The 22,438-nt window shown below is 71.8% G+C and carries 20 protein-coding genes; 6 read left to right on the top strand and 14 right to left on the bottom strand.

Going from position 1 to position 22,438, the window contains the following annotated elements:
- Positions 1–52 precede the first annotated feature (52 nt).
- A complete protein-coding gene (locus tag DC008_RS24830; RefSeq protein ID WP_108708857.1) occupies positions 53–673 on the top strand; it encodes a YceI family protein in 621 nt (206 codons plus the stop codon).
- Between the two features lie 513 nt (positions 674–1,186).
- Positions 1,187–1,966, top strand: coding sequence for a S1 family peptidase (locus tag DC008_RS24825; RefSeq protein WP_108708856.1), 780 nt, complete (start codon positions 1,187–1,189; stop codon positions 1,964–1,966).
- A gap of 54 nt (positions 1,967–2,020) precedes the next feature.
- Here the strand turns inward: DC008_RS24825 and DC008_RS24820 are convergent, their stop codons facing one another.
- The 7 genes from DC008_RS24820 to ureA all read right to left on the bottom strand — a co-directional run bounded on the left by DC008_RS24820 (position 2,021) and on the right by ureA (position 10,811).
- On the bottom strand, positions 2,021–3,370 hold the full coding sequence (locus DC008_RS24820; RefSeq protein WP_108708855.1) for a hypothetical protein: 1,350 nt from the start codon (positions 3,368–3,370) through the stop codon (positions 2,021–2,023).
- Positions 3,371–3,424: 54 nt separating this feature from the next.
- The gene (cimA, locus tag DC008_RS24815; RefSeq protein WP_108708854.1) at positions 3,425–5,029 is read right to left on the bottom strand and encodes a citramalate synthase; all 1,605 of its coding nucleotides are present in this window, start codon (positions 5,027–5,029) and stop codon (positions 3,425–3,427) included.
- Between the two features lie 308 nt (positions 5,030–5,337).
- The gene (locus DC008_RS24810; protein ID WP_164492366.1) at positions 5,338–6,621 is read right to left on the bottom strand and encodes a TolB-like translocation protein; all 1,284 of its coding nucleotides are present in this window, start codon (positions 6,619–6,621) and stop codon (positions 5,338–5,340) included.
- A 124-nt stretch (positions 6,622–6,745) separates the two neighbouring features.
- On the bottom strand, positions 6,746–7,345 hold the full coding sequence (locus tag DC008_RS24805) for a TetR/AcrR family transcriptional regulator (RefSeq protein ID WP_108708852.1): 600 nt from the start codon (positions 7,343–7,345) through the stop codon (positions 6,746–6,748).
- Between the two features lie 11 nt (positions 7,346–7,356).
- A complete protein-coding gene (locus DC008_RS24800; protein ID WP_108708851.1) occupies positions 7,357–8,376 on the bottom strand; it encodes an agmatine deiminase family protein in 1,020 nt (339 codons plus the stop codon).
- A gap of 33 nt (positions 8,377–8,409) precedes the next feature.
- Entirely contained in the window at positions 8,410–10,119 is a 1,710-nt protein-coding gene (locus DC008_RS24795; protein WP_108708850.1) for an urease subunit alpha, read from the bottom strand.
- Positions 10,116–10,811: an urease subunit gamma gene (ureA, locus tag DC008_RS24790; RefSeq protein ID WP_108708849.1), complete on the bottom strand. Its 696-nt coding sequence runs from the start codon at positions 10,809–10,811 to the stop codon at positions 10,116–10,118. Before ureA ends, DC008_RS24795 begins: the two co-directional genes overlap by 4 nt.
- 131 nt (positions 10,812–10,942) lie before the next feature.
- On the opposite strand from ureA, the gene DC008_RS24785 reads away from it, so the two are divergent.
- A complete protein-coding gene (locus DC008_RS24785) occupies positions 10,943–12,394 on the top strand; it encodes a cytosine permease (RefSeq protein WP_108708848.1) in 1,452 nt (483 codons plus the stop codon).
- Here the strand turns inward: DC008_RS24785 and DC008_RS24780 are convergent.
- The 4 genes from DC008_RS24780 to DC008_RS24765 form a co-directional block, all read right to left on the bottom strand.
- Positions 12,391–13,479 carry a branched-chain amino acid aminotransferase gene (locus DC008_RS24780; RefSeq protein ID WP_108708847.1) on the bottom strand — a complete coding sequence of 363 codons (1,089 nt, stop codon included), beginning with the start codon at positions 13,477–13,479 and terminating at the stop codon, positions 12,391–12,393. The genes DC008_RS24785 and DC008_RS24780 overlap by 4 nt on opposite strands.
- A 264-nt stretch (positions 13,480–13,743) precedes the next feature.
- Positions 13,744–14,787: a 3-isopropylmalate dehydrogenase gene (locus DC008_RS24775; RefSeq protein ID WP_108708846.1), complete on the bottom strand. Its 1,044-nt coding sequence runs from the start codon at positions 14,785–14,787 to the stop codon at positions 13,744–13,746.
- A gap of 79 nt (positions 14,788–14,866) precedes the next feature.
- Entirely contained in the window at positions 14,867–15,007 is a 141-nt protein-coding gene (locus DC008_RS24770; RefSeq protein ID WP_107096849.1) for a hypothetical protein, read from the bottom strand.
- 258 nt (positions 15,008–15,265) lie between these two features.
- Positions 15,266–15,823, bottom strand: a complete 558-nt coding sequence (locus DC008_RS24765; RefSeq protein ID WP_108708845.1) for a GNAT family N-acetyltransferase — start codon at positions 15,821–15,823, stop codon at positions 15,266–15,268.
- A gap of 107 nt (positions 15,824–15,930) precedes the next feature.
- On the opposite strand from DC008_RS24765, the gene DC008_RS24760 reads away from it, so the two are divergent.
- The gene (locus DC008_RS24760) at positions 15,931–16,137 is read left to right on the top strand and encodes a DUF5988 family protein (RefSeq protein ID WP_108708844.1); all 207 of its coding nucleotides are present in this window, start codon (positions 15,931–15,933) and stop codon (positions 16,135–16,137) included.
- 67 nt (positions 16,138–16,204) lie between these two features.
- Here the strand turns inward: DC008_RS24760 and pruA are convergent, their stop codons facing one another.
- Positions 16,205–17,836, bottom strand: coding sequence for an L-glutamate gamma-semialdehyde dehydrogenase (gene pruA, locus DC008_RS24755; protein ID WP_108708843.1), 1,632 nt, complete (start codon positions 17,834–17,836; stop codon positions 16,205–16,207).
- Between the two features lie 78 nt (positions 17,837–17,914).
- Positions 17,915–18,841, bottom strand: a complete 927-nt coding sequence (locus DC008_RS24750) for a proline dehydrogenase family protein (protein WP_108708842.1) — start codon at positions 18,839–18,841, stop codon at positions 17,915–17,917.
- Positions 18,842–19,022: 181 nt separating this feature from the next.
- Here DC008_RS24750 and DC008_RS24745 point away from each other — a divergent pair, with 181 nt between their 5' ends.
- Positions 19,023–20,198 carry a PucR family transcriptional regulator gene (locus DC008_RS24745; RefSeq protein ID WP_108708841.1) on the top strand — a complete coding sequence of 392 codons (1,176 nt, stop codon included), beginning with the start codon at positions 19,023–19,025 and terminating at the stop codon, positions 20,196–20,198.
- Positions 20,199–20,205: 7 nt separating this feature from the next.
- On the opposite strand, the gene DC008_RS24740 is transcribed toward DC008_RS24745, so the two are convergent.
- Positions 20,206–20,784 carry a TetR/AcrR family transcriptional regulator gene (locus DC008_RS24740; protein ID WP_108708840.1) on the bottom strand — a complete coding sequence of 193 codons (579 nt, stop codon included), beginning with the start codon at positions 20,782–20,784 and terminating at the stop codon, positions 20,206–20,208.
- An 84-nt stretch (positions 20,785–20,868) separates the two neighbouring features.
- On the opposite strand from DC008_RS24740, the gene DC008_RS24735 reads away from it, so the two are divergent.
- Positions 20,869–22,419, top strand: a complete 1,551-nt coding sequence (locus DC008_RS24735) for an MFS transporter (protein ID WP_108708839.1) — start codon at positions 20,869–20,871, stop codon at positions 22,417–22,419.
- The last annotated feature ends 19 nt before the right edge of the window (positions 22,420–22,438 follow it).

Raw genomic sequence — 22,438 nt, 5'->3', positions numbered from 1 at the left:
GTGTGTGTTGGGTAGTTAAACATTCAACTTCACCCCCCTCGAGGAGAACGCCATGGGCATCTTCAACCGCAAGGACTCCGCCGCCACCACCGCGACCGCCACCCCGGCCGCCGCCGTGGCCGTCGCGCCCGAGCTGGCCGCGCTGACCGGCGACTACACGATCGACCCGGCACACTCCACGCTCGGCTTCGTCGCCCGGCACGCCATGGTCACGAACGTCAAGGGCAAGTTCCTCGACTTCAGCGGCTCCCTGCACCTGGACGGCTCGAACCCGGCCGCCTCCACGGCGTCCCTCGACATCAAGATGGACAGCATCGACACCGGGTCGGCGGACCGCGACGGGCACCTCAAGAGCGCGGACTTCTTCAAGACGGACGAGTTCCCGACGATGACGTTCCGCTCCACCAAGGCGGAGGCCCTGGGCGGCGACGACTACCGCATCACCGGCGACCTCACCATCCTGGGCACCACCCGCCCGATCACCATCGACCTGGAGTTCAACGGCGCCGCGAAGGACCCCTTCGGCAACGAGCGCGTCGGCTTCGAGGGCAAGGCGGAGATCCTGCGCTCCGAGTGGGGCCTGACCTGGAACGCCGCGCTGGAGACGGGCGGCGTGCTGGTCTCCGACAAGATCAAGCTGAACTTCGACATCTCGGCGATCAAGAACGCCTGATCGTCGCGACCTCCGGGTCGCCCTTTTCCGAGCACACCCGCCCCCCGGTTCCCGCCGGGTGGGCGGGTGCTCTGGTTCTTGCGTACGGGACGACGCCGATGCCCCCTTGTCAGTGCCGGGTGGCAGGCTCTGGCGGCATGCGCAGGGGCGGGAGGTCTTCGAGGGTGCGGTCGCCGACCCGGAGTCCCTGCCGGACCTTCCCGTCGTGCGGGCTTGTGCGGCCGACGGGGGTTGTGTCGAGGGCGAGGACATCCTGGGACTTCGACGATGCCGGTGAGATGGCGCGGCGGCTGCCCCGGCCGGCGGGGCTCTTCCTGGAGTAGGGGGCCGGCACTGGCCGGAGGGCCGGTGGCTGGAATTGGGTTCTTGTGGGGGGTGTCACAGGGTTCTCATAATCCAGCGAGCAGTTGAGGACGGGGTGTGTCGGACGTTCCCGATTGACATGTCCCCGTCATTGCAGGTCATCGCACCTTCTCGCGTTCGTATGTCGAACCCCCCACGGAAGGCATCACGTTGAAGAAGCTCCTCACCGCGCTCAAGAGATGCGTGGTCCTCGGCGCCGCCGCTCTCGCGATCGTCAGTCTCCAGCCCGTGTCGGCCGCGCAGGCCGCCGAGCGTGTCGTCGGCGGGACCCGTGCCGCGCAGGGCGAGTTCCCGTTCATGGTCCGGCTCTCCATGGGCTGTGGCGGCGCGCTCTACACCCAGCAGATCGTCCTCACCGCCGCCCACTGCGTCGGCTCGACCGGCCCCAACACCGGCATCACCGCGACCGCCGGTGTCGTGGACCTCCAGAGCTCCAGCGGACGGGTCCAGGTCCGCTCCACCTACGTGTACCGGGCGCCGGGGTACAACGGCACGGGCAAGGACTGGGCGCTCATCAAGCTCGCGCAGCCGATCAACCTGCCGACGCTGAAGATCGCCACCACCACGCAGTACAACTCCGGCACGTTCACCGTCGCCGGCTGGGGCGCCAACCGTGAGGGCGGGGCCCAGCAGCGCTATCTGCTCAAGGCCAACGTGCCGTTCGTGAGCGACGCCCAGTGCCGTTCCTACAGCGGTTACGGCGGGCTCGTCGCCAACGAGGAGATCTGCGCCGGGCTGCCCTCCGGCGGCGTGGACACCTGTCAGGGCGACTCCGGCGGCCCCATGTTCCGGCGCGACGCGAGCAACGCCTGGATCCAGGTCGGCATCGTCAGCTGGGGCATAGGCTGCGCCCGGCCGAACGCGCCCGGCGTCTACACCGAGGTCTCCACCTTCGCCTCGGCCATCGCCTCGGCGGCGTCCTCCCTCTGAACGGAATGGCTCAAAGGCCCGGTGCCGCAGGGCGCCGGGCCCGTCCGCCGCGTTTCAGAAGCCTCCACCGTCGAAGCCGCCTCCGCCGCCGCCTCCGAAGCCCCCGTCGCCGAAGCCGCCGCCGAAGTCACCGGAGTCGAAGTCCGCGCCCGAGACGTCGCCGCCCTCGTAGCCGCCGAAGTCGCCGTACCCGGAGCCGTAGTCGGCCCCGTACGCCGGGCCCGCCATCATGCTGCCGAGCAGGGTGCCGATGAGCAGGCCGGGCAGGATGCCTCCGCCGAAGTAGCCGCCCGCCCAGGGGCCGTAGGCCGGTCCGGCGTCCCAGTAGGGCCGTCTGCCGTACTCGGTCTCGACCTCGCGGACCGCGGGATCGCGGCCTTCGGCCAGCCGGGCCTGGTCCGCCGCGCACACCGGCACCTCGCGCGGGGCGCCGCCGGGCGGCGTCCAAGTCTCGTCGGCCACCGCGGGGCCGTGCCGCGGGTCGAAGAAGCAGGGTGGCCGGCGCTCCGGCAGAGGCCGGCCTTCCCGGCGGGCGGCCAGCAGGGCGAGGGAGAAGCGGCCGTCCGCCAGGGCCTGGGTGACCGCCTTGACGTCCTCCGGCTTGCGCGCGGCCTCCATCAGCCGCTTGGCTTTTTCGTAGGAGTCCAGGGCGTTCTCGTAGTCCGCACGCATCGCGTCGTCGGCGCCGGGTTCGCCAGGATGGAAGTCGAGCCGGTCCAGTTCCTCGCCGAACGCGGTGATGTCCTCGTCGACGACGACCCGCAGTTTCTCCAGCGCGGCCCGCTGCTCCTCCTCGTGGCGCCGCCGGTTGCGCCGGACCAGCGCGTAGGCGCCCGCGCCGCCCGCCGCGACCACGACCCCGGCGACGACGAGGCCACCGGTGTCCACACCGCCGCCTCCGCCGCCGTCGCCCCAGGAGGCGGGGGCCGAGCCCCGGGCGCTGCGCAGCGCCGCGTCGACGAAGTCGTTCAGCTGGGCCTTGGGGTCGTCGACGTCCTGGACCGACGTGACGAGGTTCTGCACGCCGCGCGAAGGCAGCACGACGGTGTCGGCCCGGGCCCCGAAGCGGTCGCCGCTGCGGATCGCGTACAGACCGGTGATGCCGGTCTCCGTCCGCAGGTTCAGGAAGATGTTCCGTTCGGGCTGGTCGGCCGGCAGGACGGCCACGAAGACCGGTTTGCCGGCGTCCTTGATCTTGTCGGAGAGCGCTTCGGCGTCCGACGACGACAGTTGGTCCGAGGCGGCGGGATCGACGTACACCGGATCCTCGCGGAGCGCCTCGGCCACCGTGGACAGGTCCGTGGCCGCATGTGCGCCGGGCGTACCGGTCAGGAGCACCGCCGCGGTGGCGGCGACCGGCACGATCAGCGAGCGCATGAGGCCCCTCAAGCGCGGAGTCCTCATGCCTTCGACGCTACCCGATGCGGCGGTCCCGGGCGCCCGGGACCGCCCGCGGCGCTACCGGGCCGGCGCGACCCCGGCCCGCAGCAGCCCGTAGGTGTACGCGTCCTCCAGCGCCTGCCAGGACGCGGCGATGACGTTCTCCGCGACGCCGACCGTGGACCACTCGCCCGCCCCGTCGGACGTGGAGATCAGGACGCGGGTGGTGGACTGGGTGCCGTGGACGCCCTCGAGGATGCGGACCTTGTAGTCGACGAGGTCGAGGGCGGCCAGCTGGGGGTAGATCTTCTCCAGGGCGACGCGCAGCGCCCGGTCGAGGGCGTTGACCGGGCCGTTGCCCTCGGCGGTGGCGACGATCCGCTCGCCCTTGGCGAAGAGCTTGACGGTGGCCTCGTTGGCGTGGCTGCCGTCGGGACGGTCCTCGACGATCGCGCGCCAGGACTCGACGTCGAAGTACTTCAGCGGCCTGCCCTCGACCTCGGTGCGCAGCAGCAGTTCGAAGGAGGCGTCGGCCGCTTCGTACGTGTAGCCCTTGAGTTCGCGCTCCTTGACCCGCTCGACGACCCGGCCGACCAGCTCGCGGTCGCCGCCGAGGTCGATGCCGAGCTCCTTGCCCTTGAGCTCGACGGAGGCGCGGCCGGCCATGTCGGAGACCAGCATCCGCATGGTGTTGCCGACCTGCTCGGGGTCGATGTGCTGGTAGAGGTCGGGGTCGACCTTGATCGCGGAGGCGTGGAGTCCGGCCTTGTGGGCGAAGGCGGAGACGCCGACGTACGGCTGGTGGGTGGAGGGCGTGAGGTTCACGACCTCGGCGATGGCGTGGGAGATGCGGGTCATCTCGCGCAGCCGGCCGTCGGGGAGGACCTTCTTGCCGTACTTCAGCTCCAGGGCGGCGACGACCGGGAACAGGTTGGCGTTGCCGACCCGCTCGCCGTAGCCGTTGGCCGTGCACTGGACGTGGGTGGCGCCCGCGTCGACGGCGGCGAGGGTGTTCGCGACCGCGCAGCCGGTGTCGTCCTGGGCGTGGATGCCGAGCCGGGCGCCGGTGTCGGCGAGGACGGTGGAGACGACGGCCTGGACCTGGGCGGGGAGCATGCCGCCGTTGGTGTCGCACAGGATGACGACGTCGGCGCCGGCCTCGGAGGCGGTGCGTACGACGGCCTTGGCGTACTCGGGGTTGGCACGGTAGCCGTCGAAGAAGTGCTCGCAGTCGACGAAGACGCGGCGGCCCTCGGCGACCAGGTGGGAGACGGTGTCGCGGACCATCTCCAGGTTCTCGTCGAGGGTGGTGCGCAGCGCCAGCTCGACATGCCGGTCGTGGGACTTGGCGACCAGGGTGATCACGGGGGCGCCGGACTCCAGCAGCGCCTTGACCTGCGGGTCCTCGCATGCCTTGCCGCCCGCGCGCCTCGTCGCGCCGAAGGCGACGAGCTGGGCGTGCCGGAACTCGATCTCCTGCTGGGCGCGGGCGAAGAACTCGGTGTCCCGCGGGTTGGCGCCGGGCCAGCCGCCCTCGATGAATCCCACGCCGAAGTCGTCCAGGTGACGGGCGATGGCCAGCTTGTCGGCGACGGTGAGGTTGATGCCCTCCCGCTGGGCGCCGTCGCGCAAGGTGGTGTCGAAGACGTGGAACGAGTCGTCGAGCTCGTTGGTCGGCGTCATGGTCGTAAGGCTCCTGATCTGGATCTCGGTCTAACCGGAATGACCGGCTCCACCGTCCCCACCTATGGTCCCTCACGCTCTCCGCCCGGCTGCGGGTGGGCCGGGAAACAGAAAAACCCCTCGCGGGTGCGAGAGGTCTGCGCGCGGGTCGAGGACGACGGTGTCCACCCGTACCTGGTCGTACGTGGTGGTCACTGCGGACCGGCGCGCCTGCTGCCAATAATCATGGCGAACGAGAGCACGGGGGAAGTCTGGCACACCTCCACCCCGTGCTCACCGTCCGTCTCAGGATGCGAACACTGTGCTGATCATCGACGGTGGCGTACGTACCCGTCGACGGCCGCGTTGGTGTCGCCGGCCACGAGCTGGGACGAGGCGCTGCCCAGGGTGACGCGCTCGGCTCCGGCACTGATGGTGGTGACGTGCACCGGCTCGTCGGTCACGGGGCCGCCGGTGACGGACGCGCTGATCAGACGGGTGCCACCGGTGCGCAGGTCGCGCAGATAGACGTTGGCCGGGCCGGCCGAGCCGTCGGGCAGGCGCGGGGTGGCCTCGTAGCCGACGTACCGGCCGTCGGCGCTGACGACGGGCCGGTCCGGCGAGGTCTCGCCGTCCGGGCCGGCGTCGATCCGCCGGGTGACGTCACGGCGCAGATCGCGGACGTACAGGTCGGAGGCGTCCGGGCCGCCGCCGGGCAGCAGGTCCTCGTCCCAGTTCTCGAAGGCGACGGTACGGCCGTCCGCGGAGAGCGTGGCGGGCATGGCGTAGCGCGTGGCCGGGGAGCCGTCCGCCTTGACGTTGACCTGCTCCTCGGTGCCGGTGCGGCGGTCGTGCACCCAGGTGACGCCGTTGGAGCTGCGCGGGACGGGCTGGGTGTAGAGCACGTACCGGCCGTCCGCGCTGACGTCCTGCAGCAGGGCCGCGTTGGTGGGGCGGTCGGTGTTGCTCACCCGCTCGGTGCGGCCGGTGCGGCGGTCGTGGACGTACACGGCGCCGAACAGGTCGCGGGCGCCCTCCTCCATCCGGTCGGCCTTGGCGTTGAAGAAGACGTACCGCGCATCGGCGGACAGACGGGCGCCGGCCGAGTACGCGGAGCCGCCGTCGAAGGCGACGCTGATCCGCTCGGTGGTGCCGGTGCGCCGGTCGTGGAGGTAGACGTCCTCCGCCCCGGTGTCGGCGGGCGGGGTCTCCCAGGGCACGAGATCGCGGGCGCGCGAGCCGAACAGGACGTAGCGGCCGTCGGCGCTGATGTCCCGCAGCGACGAGCCCTGATCGGCCTGGGTGCCGTCCGAGGCGACGCTGACGCGTTCGACGGCTCTGGTGCGCCCGTCGCGCACGAAGACGTCGGTGTCCGCGTTGGTGTCGCCCGGCACGAGATTGGCGGCGTCCGACGAGAACGCGGCGAACCGGCCGTCGGCGCTGAGCAGAGGCGCGGACGCGTGTCCGTCGCCCTGCTCCCCCGTGGCCGAGAGGGTGACCCGCTCGACAGGCGGGGCGCCGGGCGCGGCGCCGGCGTCGGGCCCGGTCAGTGCCGCCGTCGCGGCCAGGACCAAGACGGTGACGAGCGCGCGCGGGCGCGCGGTGCGGTGCATGGATGGTCCCCCTGTGAATCCCCGTGGACGCTTCTCCCCCGGCCCCGCGCCGAGGGCCCCCAAGCCAAACGCACAGCGCACGACGGGGTCAATCCCCCGAATTGGGTACAACCTGGACGCGTTCTCAGGCGTCCGCGACCAGGCTCTCGTCGAGGAACTCCCGTACATGGCCCAGGATCCGGGCGCGGTCGGTGCCGCGCAGACCGATCGCCACATGGATCGAGAAGCCGTCGAGGAGGGCCCGCAGCCGGGCGGCGAACCGGTCCGGATCGACCGGCCGGAACTCCCCGCGCGACACGCCCTCCGCGATGAGCGCCACGAGGTCGCGGTGCCAGGCGCCCTCGATCGCGGCCTGCCGGTCCCGGGCGTCGTCGTCGGCGTTCTGCGAGCGGTTCCAGACCTCCAGCCACAGCGTCCAGTGCGGGTCGCCCAGGCCGTCGGGGACGTACAGGTCGACGTAGGCGTCGAGCCGTTCGCGGGCGGAGTCGCCCCGGGCGAGCAGCCGGCCGCGTTCGGCGCCGAGGCGGCCCTCGCTCCACTCCAGGGTGCGCAGCAGCAGTTCGTCCTTGGAGCGGAAGTAGTACAGGAGGTGGCCGCTGCTCATACCGACCTCGCGGCCGAGCGCCGCCATGGTCAGCTTCTCCAGGCCGCGCTCGGCGATCATCTCCATGGCGGCGGCGAGCACCTCGTCGCGGGGCGGCGCCTGCCTGCGCCCACCGGCCATCTCATGCACTCCTACGTCATCGGCTGCTGCTGGGTGATGCAATGGATGCCTCCACCGCCCGCGAAGATCGTACGGGCGTCGACCAGGGTCACCGTGCGTCCGGGGTGGAGGCGGCGCATGATGCCGGCGGCGATCTCGTCGTGCGGGTCGTCGAAGGCGCACAGGATCACGCCGCCGTTGCAGACGTAGTGGTTGATGTAGGAGTAGTCGACCCAGTGGCCGTCCTCGTCCTTGAGCACGGTCGGGGCGGGCACCTCGACGACCTCGAGATGCCGTCCGCGCGCGTCGGTCGCGCCGCGCAGGATCTCCAGGTACTCCAGGGAGCGGGCGTGGTCGGGATGCTCGGGGTTCCGCTGGCTGTGCACGACGACGGTGCCGGGTCCGGCGAAGGCGGCGACGATGTCGACGTGGCCCTGGGTGCCGTACGTCCCGTAGTCGCCGGCGAGGCCGTGCGGGAGCCAGATCGCCTTGGTGGTGCCGAGCCGGGCGTGGATCTCCGCCTCGACCTGCTCGCGGGTCCAGCCGGGGTTGCGTCCGGCGCCGAGCTGCACGGTGTCGGTCAGCAGGACGGTGCCCTCGCCGTCGACGTGGATCGCGCCGCCCTCGTTGACCAGCGGCGAGGAGTGGACGGGGACGCCCGTGAGGCCGGCGATCCGACGGGCGATGCCGGCGTCGTGCTCCCAGCGGGCCCACTCCTGGCCGCCCCATCCGTTGAACACCCAGTCCACGGCGGCCAGTCGGCCGTCCTCGTCCCGGACGAAGGTGGGGCCGATGTCACGCATCCACGCGTCGTCGAGCTCGCTCTCCGTCAACTCGACGCCGGAGCCGAGCAGTTCCCGGGCGGAGGCGGCCTGACCGGGACCGTGGACCATGGTCACCGGCTCGAACCGGGCGACGGCGCGCGCCACTTCGGCCCAGGCGACGCGGGCCGCGGCGAGCTCGGCGGCGGTGGCGAACGTCGGGTTGGGACCCGGCCACGCCATCCAGGTGCGCTCGTGCGGGGCCCACTCGGGGGGCATGCGGAAGGTCATCACCACGTCCTAGAGGGCTGGAGGGCTGGAGGGCTAGAGGAAGTACAGGCGGTTGAGGGAGACGGAGTCGGCGGGCTCGGAGCGCAGCGGTTCGCCGTCGAGGGTGACCAGGCCGGTGCGCCCGTCGACCTCGACGGCCCCGACCCGGGAGTTGCGCCGCAGATCGGCGGGCCCGATGCCGCGGGTACCGCGCACGGCGACCCTTCTGCGCCGGGTGGGCATCGAGTCGCCGCCCTGGTCGAGGGCGGCCTGCGCGACGAAGGCCACGGAGAGGTCGGCGGGCGTGGCGCCGTACGCCCCGAACTGCGGGCCGAGCACCAGGGGCTCGCAGGTGTCGGTGGCCGCGTTGGGGTCGCCGGTCACCCCGTACGCGGGGAACCCGGCCTTGAGGACGAGCTGTGGCTTGGCACCGAAGAACTCGGGGCGCCACAGCACGAGGTCGGCGAGCTTGCCGACCTCGATCGATCCGACCTCGTGGGCGAGGCCGTGTGCGAGGGCCGGGTTGATGGTCAGCTTGGCGATGTAGCGCAGGACGCGCTCGTTGTCGTGGTCCTCGGGCGCGCCGAACTGCGCCTTCATCTTCCCGGCCATCGCGAGGGTGCGCCGGACGGTCTCGCCGGCCCGGCCCATGCCCTGCGCGTCGGACGAGGTGATGCCGATCGCACCCAGGTCGTGCAGGACGTCCTCGGCGCCCATGGTCCCGGCGCGGATCCGGTCACGGGCCATGGCGGCGTCGCCTGGCAGGTCGGTCTTGAGGTCGTGGACGGAGACGATCATGCCGTAGTGCTCGGCGACGGCGTCCCGGCCGAAGGGCAGGGTGGGGTTGGTGGAGGACCCGATGACGTTCGGGACGCCGGCCATCTTCAGGACGTTCGGGACGTGCCCGCCGCCGCAGCCCTCGATGTGGAAGGCGTGGATGGTGCGGCCCTCCAGCACCCTCAGGGTGTCCTCGACGGACAGGCACTCGTTCAGGCCGTCGCTGTGCAGGGCGACCTGGACGTCGTGGTCCTCGGCGACGCGCAGGGCGGTGTCGAGCGCGCGGGTGTGGGCGCCCATGTCCTCGTGCACCTTGAATCCGGAGGCGCCGCCCTCGGCGAGGGCCTCGACCAGGGGTGCCTCGTGGGAGGACGAACCCCGGGCGAGGAAGCCGATGTTGACCGGCCAGGCGTCGAAGGCGCCGAACGCGTGCCGCAGCGCCCAGGGCGAGTTGACGCCGACGCCCCAGACCGGTCCGAACTCCTGGCCGATGATCGTGGTGACGCCGGAGGCGAGCGACGCCTCCATGACCCGCGGGGACAGCAGATGGACATGGGTGTCGACGGCGCCGGCGGTGGCGATCAGGCCCTCGCCGGAGACGATCGAGGTGCCCGTGCCGACGACGACGTCGACCCCGTCGAGGGTGTCCGGGTTCCCGGCCCGCCCGATGGCGCTGATCCGCCCCTGCCGGATGCCGATGGACACCTTGCGGATGCCGAGGACCGCGTCGACGACCACGACGTTGCTGATGACGACGTCGCAGGTCTCGCGGACGGACGCCGCCTTCAGATGCAGCCCGTCCCGGGCGGTCTTGCCGAACCCGGCGAGGAACTCGTCGCCCGGGCGCTGGGAGTCGGACTCGACGCGGACGGTCAGCCCGGAGTCGCCGAGCCGGACGCGGTCACCGGCGCGGGGGCCGTGGGTGGCCGCGTACTCGTGCGGGGTGAGGCGGCGGGCCTCGGCGGGGTGTCCTCCGGGACGGCTCATCGGCCGGCCTCCTTCTCGTCGGTGCCCAGGTAGCCGCAGGCGGCGGCCCGGCGCAGGGCCTCCTCGCGGGCGCCGGGCGCGTCCAGCGGCCCGTCGACCAGGCCCGCGAAGCCGATGGCGACGCGGTCGCCGCCGATGGGGACGAGCCCGACCTCGGCGCTCTCCCCCGGCCCGAACCGGACGGAGGACCCGGCGGGCACGGCGAGCCGCATCCCGTACGCCTGGGCCCGGGTGAAGTCGAGGCGCGGGTTGGCCTCGAAGAAGTGGAAGTGGGAGGTGACGGAGACCGGCACGGCGGCGGTGTTGGTGACCGTCAGCCGCAGGGCCGGCTCGGGTTCGGCGTGCTCGGGGCCGGGCAGCAGGGCGCCCGGGGCGTGCTCGCCCAGGCCGCCGCCGATCGGGTCGGAGACGACCGCGAGCCGGGAGCCGTCGTCGAAGACGGCCTCGACGTGCACCTCGGTGACGACGTCCGCGACACCGGGCAGGACGTCGTCCGGGCCGAGCACGGAGCGGGCCCGCCCGATCGCCTCGGTGAGCCGGAGGCCGTCGCGGGCGGCCTCGCACACCGTGTCCGCGATGAGCGCGGTCGCCTCGGGGACGTTGAGCCGCAGCCCGCGCGCGCGGCGGGCCCGCGCCAGTTCCGCGGCACCGAAGAGCAGCAGCCGGTCACGTTCCGTGGGCGTCAGTCTCATACCGCGGCCTCCTCCTTGCCCGCCATAAGTTAGAACATCACTCTAAACGTCAGAATCCAGCATTCCAAGGGTTGACGACGAGGACGATCGCACCTCAGATTGAACGGCACTCTAATCGAGGGAGATCAGCCATGCCGAGGGAACAGCGCGGGGTCGACACCATCCCCGAGGACGAACGCACCAGTGGACCGAAGGACCTCGTGTCGATCCTGCTCGGGTCGAATCTCTGTCTGGGAGTGATCGTCTTCGGCTGGCTGCCGCCGTCGTTCGGTCTCGGCTGGTGGGCCTCCGTCAGCTCGATCGTGCTCGGCACCCTGGCCGGCACCGTCCTCACCGCCCCGCTGGCCCTGGTCTCGCTGCGCACGGCGACCAACCTGTCGACGTCGTCCGGCGCCCAGTTCGGCGTGCGCGGACGCCTGGTCGGCTCGGTCGTCGGCCTGCTGCTGGCTCTCGGATACTCCGCGCTCACCGTGTGGATCGGCGGCGACGTGATGGTCGGCGTACTGGGCCGCCTGACCGGCATGCCGGCCGACGACGTCGCGTACGGCGTGGTCTACGCGCTGCTGGCCGCCGCGACCGTCGCGGGCGCGGTGTACGGCTACCGCGTGCTGCTCGCCCTGTCCCGCGTCCTCGCGATCGGCATGACGGCCCTGCTGGTCCTCGGCGTGATCGCCTACGCCCCGCACTTCACGACCGGCGCGCTCCCGGAGGCCGGCGGCTATCTGCTGGGCGGCTTCTGGCCGACCTGGCTGCTGTCGGCGGTCGCGGCCGGACTGTCCGGGCCGATCGCGTTCATCACCCTGCTCGGCGACTACACCCGCTACATCTCACCCGTCCGCCACTCCGCGCGCCGGGTGCTGCACGCGACCTGGCTCGGCCTGATCCTGGGCCTGCTGGTGCCGCAGCTCTTCGGCACCTTCACGGCGTACGCGGCACGCGCGGCCCTCGACTACGCGGGGCCGCTGGTCGACGCCTCCCCCGACTGGTACCTGCTGCCGCTGCTGCTCGCCGCCTCGGCCGGATCGGTCGGCAACGCGGGCCTGATGCTCTACTCGATGGGCCTGGACCTGGACGCGATCCTGCCGCGCGCCTCCCGCGCGACGGCCACGTACGCGGTCGCCGTCGTCGCCACCGTGTGCGTCTTCGCCGGGCACTACGCCTCCAGCACCCAGGACGCGATGACGTCGTTCGTGCTGCTGCTGACGGCGATCGGCACGCCCTGGGCGGTCATCACCCTCATCGGCTTCGCCCGCTGCGGGGGCGTGTACGACGCGGAGGCGCTCCAGGTGTTCAACCGCCGGGCACGGGGCGGGATCTACTGGTACCGGGGCGGCTGGAACATACGGGCGACGGTGTCCTGGACGCTGGGCGCGGTGGTGGGCGTCCTGGCGGTCGCCCTGCCGTCGTACGAGGGGCCGCTGCTGGGCCTGACCGGCGGGGTGGACTGCAGCTTCCTGCTGTCGGGGCTGGTCGGGGGCGCGGCGTATCTGCTGCTGACCCCCGGCGCCGCCGCGCCCGCGAACACCGCGGCCGCCGTGGACAGCGTGCCCACGGCGGCCGTGAAGGTGCCTGCCGACGACTAACCCAGCGGGTGCATCCAGCCGTGCTTGTCGTCGGCCGTGCCGCGCTGGATGTCGAGGAGAGCCTGGCGCAGCCTCATCGTGACCTCGCCGGGCTCGCCGCCGCCCTGCTGCCACTCGGCGCCGGTGCGCTTGACGGTGCCGACCGGAGTGATGACCGCCGCGGTGCCGCAGGCGAAGACCTCGGTGAGGGTGCCGTTCTCCGCGTCGCGCTGCCACTGGTCGACGGAGACGCGGCCCTCCTCGGCCGTGTAGCCGAGGTCACGGGCGACCTGCAGCAGCGAGTCACGGGTGACGCCCTCCAGGATGGAGCCGGTGAGGGACGGGGTGACGATCCGGTCGCCGTACACGAAGTACAGGTTCATGCCGCCGAGTTCCTCGACCCACTTGCGCTCGACCGCGTCGAGGTAGCAGACCTGGGCGCAGCCCTCGGCGGCCGCCTCGGCCTGGGCCAGCAGGGAGGCGGCGTAGTTGCCGCCGGTCTTTGCGTCGCCCATGCCGCCGGGCACCGCGCGGACGTGGTCCTCGGAGACCCAGATCGACACCGGCTTGACGCCGCCCGGGAAGTAGGCGCCGGCCGGGGAGGCGATGACGATGAACAGGTACTCGCCGGCGGGCCGGACGCCCAGCCCGACCTCGGTCGCGAACATGAACGGCCGCAGGTACAGGGACTCCTCGCCGCCGTGCGCGGGGACCCACGCCTGGTCCTGCTTCACCAGCGCGTCACAGGCCTCGATGAACGTCTCGACCGGCAGCTCGGGCATGCCGAGCCGGCGGGCCGAGCGCTGGAAGCGGAGGGCGTTCTTCTCGGGGCGGAAGGTGGCGACGGTCCCGTCGGGCCGGCGGTACGCCTTGAGGCCCTCGAAGATCTCCTGCGCGTAGTGCAGGACCATGGTGGCCGGGTCGAGGGAGAGCGGCGCGTACGGCACGAGCTGGCCGTCGTGCCAGCCGCGGCCCTCGGTCCACTTGATCGTCACCATGTGGTCGGTGAAGTGGCGGCCGAACCCCGGGTCGGCCAGGATCGCGTCGCGCTCCGCGGAGGAGAGCGGGCTGGCGGAGGGCTTGAGCTCGATCGTGGGCGTCGTCATGAGTGGTTGTCCTTCACCGGTTGTGTGTGACGGGCCGCGCTCACGCCTGTACTGCCCGTGGCCAGTGCTAGGACGTCCGAGCATTCCCTCATTCCGCGGCTCCTTGTTCGATTATCGCAAGAGCGGGGCGTGGACGAAATCGGCCTGTTCGGTGCGTTCGGCGTGGAGTGCGACCCAGGGGTCGATGGTGTCACCCGGCGGCGGACATGCGGAAGCCGCCGGGTGGGATGACCCGGCGGCTTCGAGGGGTGCGAGCGGCGCGGGTCAGCCGGCTACTCGTACGGAGAGCGCGTCGCCGATCTCCGACGTGCTGCGCGCGGGCCTGCCGGTGCGGTCGGCCAGGTCGGCGGAGACCGCCTCGTCGATCCGGGCGGCCTCGGCCTCGTAGCCGAGGTGGCGCAGGAGCAGGGCGACGGACAGGACCGTGGCGGTGGGGTCGGCCTTGCCCTGGCCCGCGATGTCCGGGGCGGAGCCGTGCACCGGCTCGAACATGGACGGGAACTCGCCGGACGGGTTGATGTTCCCGCTGGCGGCGACGCCGATGCCGCCGGAGACGGCCGCGGCGAGGTCGGTGACGATGTCGCCGAAGAGGTTGTCGGTGACGATGACGTCGAACCGCTCGGGCTGGGTCACCAGGTAGATGGTGGCCGCGTCGACGTGCATGTACTCGGTGGTGACCTCGGGGAACTCCTCGGCCACCCGGTTGAAGACGTCCGTCCACAGATGACCGGCGAAGGTCAGCACGTTGTTCTTGTGGATCAGGGCGAGCTTCTTGCGCGGGCGGGCCTGGGCGCGGGCGAAAGCGTCGCGGACGACGCGCTCGACACCGAAGGCCGTGTTGACGGAGACCTCGGTGGCGACCTCGTGCGGGGTGCCCTTGCGGATCGTGCCGCCGTTGCCGGTGTACGGGCCCTCGGTGCCCTCGCGGACCACGACGAAGTCGATGCTCGGCTCGCCGGCGAGCGGGGTGGCCACACCCGGCAGGAGCTTCGAGGGACGCAGGTTGACGTGGTGGTCGAAGGCGAACCGGAGCTTCAGCAGGAAGCCGCGCTCCAGGACGCCGGAGGGGACCGACGGGTCGCCGATCGCGCCGAGCAGGATGGCGTCGTGGCCCTTGAGGGCGTCGAGGTCGGCGTCGGTGAGGGTCTCCCCCGTGGCGTGGTAGCGCCGGGCGCCGAAGTCGTACTCCTTGGTCTCCAGCTTCACATCCTGCGGGAGGACGGCGGAGAGGACCTTCAGACCTTCGGCCACGACCTCCTGGCCGATGCCGTCACCGGGGATCACTGCGAGATCGATGCTGCGAGACATGTCGGCACCCTACTGCTCGTCCCATGGGATGACACACGCCGTCCGCCATACGGACAGCGTGTGTCGGCGACGAGGTTCCCTACGCGGCCTGGTGGCCGGTCGCGCCGCCGTTGTCCCGGCGGTCGAGGGCGCGCTGGAGGGCAGCGGCCGCGTTCTTGCGGTCGTTGTCGCTGGTGCGGGAGAGATGACGGACTCGACGGCGGGCGGTCGTCTCGGCCATGGGAAATCGACTCCTTCGGCAAGCACGGGAGTGCGGGGAGGGTTACGAGACGCCGGAAGGGGCGGGGAGCGGTGCCGCAGGGGTTGCCTGCACGGGGCCCGGCTCACGACCGCCATTCGCTTGATCGAGCGAGACGTTCGGCTCCTACAAAGCTAAGGGAGCGGGACGCGTCTGTCTCCACAATTACTCGGACTTCCTACTATCTGAGACGGCACCCTCGGTCACACCGGTCTGACCTGTGCTTTTCCCGTCCGCCCCTCAGAGCACATCCCCGTCCCGCCAGTCGAAGACCAGCTCGAACGCGGGGTCCAGCGGACCGGCGAGCGCGGGCCGCACGAAGGTGCTCCCCTCCTCGTCGGGCAGCCGTACGACCCCCTCCACGCCGAGCGCGCAGATCCGCCCGGGCCACACCCGCCAGCCGCGCGCGGCGTACAGCGCGGCGCCCTCGTCGCCGGCGGAGAGCATCCCCGCGTCGTACGCCCGGTCGACGATCCGCTCCAGCTCCGCCATGATGCGCCCGCCGAGTCCGCGGCGGCGCCGGTCGGCCCGGACGGCGACGGCCTCGATGTAGCCGACCCGCAGCCAGCGGTCCCGGTGCCGGACCCGGCGCATCACGACCGAGCCGTGCCCGGCGAGCCGCCCGGCCTCGTCGTGGACGAGGGCGTGGACACCGCCGAGCGCGTGCTCCCAGTCCTCGTCGGCGAGATCGCCGTCGAAGGCCTCCTCCAACAATGCGCGCACGGCGTGGAGTTCGGCGGCGGTCAGATCGGCGGTGTGGGCGGTGCGCGCGGCACCGGCGGCTGCGGCGGACGTCATACGCCCAGTGTCCCGGCCGCCGCCGGGGCGGGGTCGGGCGTCAGCCAGTCGGCTGATCCTCCGCACGGCCCGGGAGGCACCGCCGCGCCCGGGGGAACGCTGGGTGCATGAACGACACGGCGAAGGTGTTCCTGGAAGGCGGCCCGGACGATCTGCCCGAGCGCATCGTCCCGGCCCCGTCCCCCGGCCCGGACGTGAAGATCGAGCTGCGCAACGGCTACGAGCACTTCCGGCCGACCTCCCGCCGCACCGGGACACCGCAGGGGGAACTGCCGGTGTACGAGTGGTGGGAACGCACGGAGATGCCCGGGTAGCGGGCTTACGGAGAAGCGCGAGGGGCCGGGCGCGAGCGCCCGGCCCCTGTCACGCACGACGGCTGGGTCAGCCCATGTGCGGGTACGCGTAGTCGGTCGGCGGGACCAGCGTCTCCTTGATGGCGCGGGTCAGCGTCCAGCGCATCAGGTTCTGCGGGGCGCCGGCCTTGTCGTTGGTGCCGGAGGCACGGCCGCCGCCGAAGGGCTGCTGGCCGACGACGGCGCCGGTCGACTTGTCGTTGATGTAGAAGTTGCCGGCCGCGTAGCGCAGCTTCTCCATGGTGCACGCGGTCGCCGCGCGGTCGGTCGAGATGACCGAGCCGGTCAGCGCGTACGCGGACACCGACTCCATCTGGGTCAGCATCTCGTCGTACGTGTCGTCCTCGTAGACGTGCACGGCGAGGATGGGGCCGAAGTACTCGGTCGTGAAGACCTCGTTCTCCGGGTCGCTGCACTCGATGACGGTCGGACGCACGAAGTAGCCGACCGAGTCGTCGTAGGAGCCGCCCGCGACGATCGTGCAGGACGGGTCGGCCTGGGCGCGGTCGATGGCGGCCTTGTTCTTGGCGAAGGCGCGCTCGTCGATGACGGCGCCGATGAAGTTCGACAGGTCGGTGACGTCACCCATGGTCAGGTAGTCGACCTCGGCCGCGAACTCCTCCTTGAAGCCGGAGTTCCAGATCGACGCCGGGATGTACGCCCGGGAGGTCGCCGAGCACTTCTGGCCCTGGTACTCGAAGGCACCGCGGGTCAGGGCGGTCTTCCGGACGGCGCGATCGGCGCTGGGGTGCGCGACGACGAAGTCCTTGCCCCCGGTCTCGCCGACGATCCGGGGGTACGAGCGGTACTTCTCGATGTTGTTGCCGACCGTCTTCCACAGGTACTGGAAGGTCCTGGTCGAGCCGGTGAAGTGGATGCCCGCGAGGTCGCGGTGCTCCAGCGCCACCTTGGAGACCTCGATGCCGTCGCCGGTGACGAGGTTGATGACGCCCTTGGGCAGCCCGGCCTCCTCCAGGAGCTGCATGAGCAGCACGGCGGCGTGGGTCTGCGTCGGGGACGGCTTCCAGACGACGACGTTGCCCATGAGGGCGGGCGCGGTCGGCAGGTTGCCCGCGATGGCCGTGAAGTTGAACGGCGTGATCGCGTAGACGAAGCCCTCCAGCGGGCGGTGGTCGAGGCGGTTCCACACGCCCGGGGAGTTCGCCGGGGGCTGCTCGGCAAGCAGGTCGCGGGCGTACTTGACGTTGAAGCGCCAGAAGTCGACGAGCTCGCACGGGGTGTCGATCTCGGCCTGCTGGGCGGTCTTGGACTGGCCGAGCATCGTGGAGGCGGCCAGCGTCTCGCGCCAGGGGCCGGCCAGCAGCTCGGCGGCGCGCAGGATGATCGCGGCGCGGTCGTCGAAGGACATGGCACGCCAGGCCGGCGCGGCGGCGAGGGCCGCGTCGATGGCGTCCTGGGCGTCCTGCTGGGTGGCGGTGCCGAAGGTGCCGAGGCGGGCCTTGTGGTTGTGCGGCTGCACGACGTCGATCCGGTCGCCGCCGCCCATCCGCTTCTCACCGCCGATGGTCATCGGCAGGTCGATGGGGTTCTCGGCCAGCTCCTTGAGCTTGGCCTCCAGCCGAGCGCGCTCGGGCGAGCCGGGAGCGTAGCCGTGCACCGGCTCGTTGACGGGGGTGGGGACCTGGGTCACAGCGTCCATGGGTTCCGTAACTCCTTACTGAGCGTGTGTATCGAGCCGTTGTGCAGGGGCCGGGGGGTGGGGCCGCGGTGCGGTGGCTCAGCCCTTGCTGACCATGGAGCGGACGAAGAACCGCAGGTTGGCGGGCTTCTCCGCGAGCCGCCGCATGAAGTAGCCGTACCAGTCGGTGCCGTAGGCCGTGTAGACGCGCATGCGGTGGCCCTCGGCGGCCAGCCGCAGGTGCTCGTCACTGCGGATGCCGTACAGCATCTGGAACTCGTACTCGTCCAGTTTGCGCCCCGCGCGGCGGGCGAGCTCCTGTCCGATGGAGATCAGTCGCGGGTCGTGGGAGCCGATCATCGGGTACCCGGTGCCCTCCATCAGGATCCGCAGGATCCGGACGTACGCCTTGTCGATGTCCTGCTTGCGCTGGAGGGCGACCTCGGCGGGCTCCTTGTAGGCGCCCTTGACCAGGCGGACCCGGCTGCCGGTCGCGGCGAGGCGGCGGGCGTCGTCCTCGGTGCGGAACAGATAGGCCTGGATGACGCAGCCGGTCTGCGGGAAGTCCTTCCGCAGCTCTTCGTGGATGGCGAACATCGAGTCGAGGGTGGTGTGGTCCTCGGCGTCCAGGGTGACCGTCGTACCGATGGCGGCGGCGGCCTCGACGACGGGGCGGACGTTGGCGAGGGCCAGCTCGTGGCCTCCCTCCAGCGCCTGGCCGAACATGGACAGCTTCACGGACATCTCGACGCGCTCGCCGAGCTCCAGGTCCTTGATGCGGTCGATGAGGTGCAGATAGGCGTCGCGGGCGGCGGCGGCCTGCTCGGGGCGGGTGATGTCCTCGCCGACGACGTCCATGGTCAGCTCCAGGCCCTTGCCGGTGAGCTCCAGGACGATCGGCACGATCTCGTCGACGGTCTCGCCGGGGATGAACCGGTCGACGACCTGCTTCGTCACCGGGGCCGCCGAGATCAGGCGTCGCATCCGGTCGCTGCGCGACGCGGCGAGAATCACGGGACCCAGCACGGGGCACCTCCACAGACAACGAAAGGCGGCCGAATCCCGACCATTCGGGTACGGCACGGAGAACCACCGTGAAACCTAGGGATCTCTCCGATCGTCGGCCATCGACAGCTGTCACGCATCCGTGCCGGAGATCTCAGACATATGTATGAAGCCCTCGGTGGAATGAGGGAGAATTGCCCGCGTGACGCCCGCAGACAAGGCCGACTACCAGGAGCTCGTGGACGAGATCTCCGAGCTTCTGGGCGCGCCGGCGACGCTGGAGAACCGCGACTTCGAGCTGATCGCCTTCGGCGCGTACGACAGCGAGGGCGAGCTCGACGCGTCGGCTCTGGACCCGGTGCGCACCCGCTCGATCCTGACCCGGCGCTCCACGGCGGCCGTGCGGACCTGGTTCGAGGGCTTCGGCATCACCCGGGCGAGCGGCCCGGTGCGTATCCCGCGCACCCCGGAGGCCGGGGTGTACCGCGCACGGATCTGCCTCCCGGTACGCCATCGGGGTGTCGTCCTCGGCTATGTGTGGCTGCTGGACGGCGATCCCGGCCCCACCGACCGGCAGCTGGACGACGCGATGGCAGTGACCGCGCGGATCGGCGCGCTGCTCGCGGACGAGGCGCAGCACGGCGCCGATCTGAGCCGTGAGCTGCGCGCGGTGCTGACCGCGGAGCGCGGCTGGCAGAGCGACATGGCCGTCGCCGAGCTGCGCACGGCCCTCGGCCCACGCGCGGACGGCGTCCACACGGTGCTCTGCGTGGCCCCCTGGCCGTCCGCGGACCCGGACGACGCCCCGTCGGTCCGGACGGTGCCGCACGCCACCGCGCTGTGCACGGTCCCCTGGGGCGCGGCCGGGCAGAGCCTCGCGGTGCTCGTCCGGCTGCGCTCGGCGGACGTACGGACGGCGGCGCACGCGGCGGCGGCCCGGCTCCTGAAGGACGGCACGACCCCGGCCCGCCCCTCCGCGGGCCTCGGCGAACCGCGCACCGGGCTCTCCGAGCTGGCCGCGTCCTGGCGGGAGGCGTCGGCGGCGGCGCGCGCGGCGCTGGCGGAGCCTCGCCTCGGCCCGGTGGCCGAGTGGTCCGGCATCGGCCCGTACCGCCTGCTGACCGCACTGCCCCCGGAGGCGTCCCGCGACGCGGCGGTCGCCCCGCTGCTCTCCCCCGCCCAGCGCGAGCTCGCCCACACCGCCGAGGTCTACCTGGACCGCGCGGGCCAGGCGGGCCGCACGGCCGCCGAACTCGGCATCCACCGCCAGACCCTGTACTACCGCCTCTCCCGCGTCGAGCAGCTCACGGGCCTGGACCTGGACGACGGCGAGGACCGCCTGTTGCTGCACATGGCGTTGAAGGCCGTCCGGCTCTAGAGGTTGCCTAACCGGCGGCCTCGATGACCATGCCGAGCCCCTCGGCGAGCGCGTCGGCGTCGGGCGCGCGGTCGGGGTCGAACTGCCACTGGACGATGAGGCCGGTCATCAGGGTGGTGTAGAAGCGGCCGAGCGTGTCCAGGGTCCTGTCCGGGACATCCTTCTCGGGCACGCCCGTGAACAGGGCGACGAGGGCCCGTTCGGCGTCCCGCTGCTGGCGCGCCAGGTGATCGCGTACGGCGGGCAGTTGGTCCCCCATGGCCACGATCTCGACGCTGAGCCGCCACATCGAACCGGGCTCGCGCATGGTGGCGATGATGTTGGCCCACACCTCGCGGAACCGCTCCAGGGAGCCGGGCGGGGCCGTGACACCCCCGCCCTCCGCACCCTCGAAGGCGTCGGACAGCTCGCCGACCAGGGCCAGGTAGGCCTCCGCCAGCAGCGCGTCCTTCGAGCCGTAGTGATAGCCGATCGACGCCAGGTTGGTCCCCGACTCCTTGACGATGTCGCGTGCCGTCGTGCGCGCGAACCCCTTCGCCAGCAGGCAGCGCTTGGCGCCTTCGAGCAGATCCTCACGGTGTCCCATGCGACTTACCCTACCGCCCGTCCATACAGCCGTCCTATACAGCCGTCCTAGACAAGCGTTTAAGACGTGCGTACATTCACCGGCATGACTTCCGAACCGAAGAGCGCCACCCGTGTGCCGACCCGTGCCGGCCGCCGCGAATGGACGGCCCTGGGCGTGCTGATGCTGCCGCTGCTGCTGGTCTCCATGGACGTCTCCGTCCTCTACTTCGCCATCCCGGCGATCGGCGCGGACCTGCGGCCCAGCGGCACCCAGCAGCTGTGGATCTTCGACATCTACGCCTTCGTCCTCGCCGGGCTGCTGATGACGATGGGCGCCCTCGGCGACCGCGTCGGCCACCGCCGGCTACTGCTCACCGGCGCCGCCGCGTTCGGCGCGGCCTCGCTCGCGGCGGCCTACGCCGGCAGCGCCGGGATGCTGATCGCGGCCCGCGCGGTCCTCGGCGTCGGCGGCGCCACCCTGATGCCGTCGACCCTGGCCATGCTGCGCGCGCTGTTCCATGACTCCGGCCAGCGCGCGAAGGCGATCGGGGTGTGGTCGGGCGTGATGACGGCGGGGATCGCGCTCGGCTCGGTGCTGAGCGGGGTGCTGGTGGAGTTCTTCTGGTGGGGCTCGGTCTTCCTGGTCAATCTGCCCGCGATGGCCCTGCTGCTGGTCCTCGGCCCGCTGCTGCTGCCGGAGTCGCGAGCGGACCGCCCCGGCCGCTTCGACCTGCTGAGCGTCCCGCTGTCGCTGGCGGCCGTGCTTCCCGTGATCTACGGGCTGAAGGAGATCGCCGCCGACGGCTGGAACGTCCGCTACGTCGTGTCGATCACCGTCGGCCTGCTCTTCGCGGCCCTGTTCGTGCATCGGCAGCGCACGGCGGCGGCGCCGATGATCTCCCCGGAGCTGTTCCGTGGCCGGGGTTTCGCACCGGCCGTCGCCCTCAACCTGCTCTCGGCGTTCGGTGTGATGGGCTCGGCCTATTTCACCACGCAGTATCTGCAGTCGGTGCTCGGCAAGAGCGCCCTGGAGGCGGCCCTGTGGGCGCTGTTGCCCTCGGTGCCGATCGCCGCGGCGGCCCCCGTCGCCACCGGGCTGGTGAACCGGGGCGTGCACCGGGCCCATGTCGTCGCGGGGGGCTTCCTCGTCGCCTCGGCCGGCTTCGGGGTGCTGTCCCTGGCCGGCCCCGACTCACTGGCCCTGGTCCTCGGGGCCTGCGCGATCCTCGCGGTCGGCGGTGTCGTCGCGATGTCCCAGATCATGGATATGGCGCTGGGAGCCGTGCCGGTGGAGCGGGCGGGGGCCGCGTCCTCGCTGATGGAGACGTCGAGCGAGTTCGGCGGGGCGATGGGCATGGCGGTGCTCGGCTCGATCGGGGCCGCCGTCTACCGCCATGAGGTCCCCGCGTCGGCGCCGGACGCGGCCCGCGAGACCCTGGGCGGTGCGCTGGCCGTCGCGGACCGGGTGCCGGGGCTGGCGGCGGTCGCGCGCGAGGCGTTCACCAGTGGGATGCAGGGCGCGGCACTCGCCGGGGCCGCCGTACTGGCCGGGGCGGCGGTGATGGCCGCGCTCACCCTGCGGCGGGCCCGCACCTGGGGGCGGACATGCGAAACGCCGGACGAGCCGAGCACGCTCGGCCCGTCCGGCGTCTGAGGAGACGACCTGGACCTGG

The organism is Streptomyces nigra (assembly GCF_003074055.1).
Taxonomy (GTDB): Bacteria; Actinomycetota; Actinomycetes; order Streptomycetales; family Streptomycetaceae; genus Streptomyces; species Streptomyces nigra.
The sequence above is the reverse complement of the archived record's forward strand: the minus strand, read 5'-3'. Positions and strand labels throughout refer to the sequence as shown.